Source organism: Paenisporosarcina sp. P5_A11 (assembly GCF_056400705.1).
The window spans coordinates 1-696 of the sequence record NZ_JBFUKT010000388.1 but is presented as its reverse complement, the minus strand read 5'-3'; the positions used below and the strand labels follow the sequence as shown (position 1 = coordinate 696).

The window sequence follows — 696 nt, the reverse complement described above, 5'->3', positions numbered from 1 at the left end:
TCAAAAGCCTCAACTTAGACACTACATCTTTTCATTATATTATTATTGATTAATTTCCTTTTAAATTAATCTTTTTTTGTACTTTGATTTTCCTTGCCCTTTCCTTGCCCTTTATATAGAAGGAACTTGAAATTAAAAGCCCAACCATTTATGTGGAAGGGCTTTTCCTATGTCATATTCAAGTAAATATCAAGCAATTCCTCCACACGATTACGTAGCCTCACATTTAAATACCTACGCTGCTGTTCATACCCTCCATAAAAGAAAGTGTATTCCGTGCAAGAATCATCTCGATTACCTTTAATGATCTTCATGTTGTTTTTTCTAAGATATAGCTTTGTTTCTTTTAGATCCTTTTGAACAGCTTTTATGGATTGTTCGATGATGTTTATATAGGGTCGACTTAATTTGAAATTCCCGTTCTCAAATACTACCCGATCTCGCTCCAATAAAATAATAATCATTGGTAAATAAATCATGCTTTCAAAATAAGGTGAACTTTCAGCTGGAATGAGCGCCAATTAAATCACCACACTCTCTTTTCGTTCCATGGGGATTAATGCCAGAACGTTATCAATTAAAAATGTACGCTTGGTGTTTCTCAAAAAACAATAAGCTTGAAACGACTTACCATATTTCTTCAAAACTTTAATACGTCTCTTTGTAACTTCTCCACTTTTCGAGATATACATAACC

Annotated in this window: 1 protein-coding gene; it reads right to left on the bottom strand. The window is 33.2% G+C overall.

The window, feature by feature from the left end; translation table 11 throughout:
• Window positions 1-167: 167 nt before the first annotated feature.
• Window positions 168-521: a YhjD family protein gene (locus AC1DOS_RS20425; RefSeq protein ID WP_477538949.1), complete on the bottom strand. Its 354-nt coding sequence runs from the start codon at window positions 519-521 to the stop codon at window positions 168-170.
• Window positions 522-696: the final 175 nt, after the last annotated feature.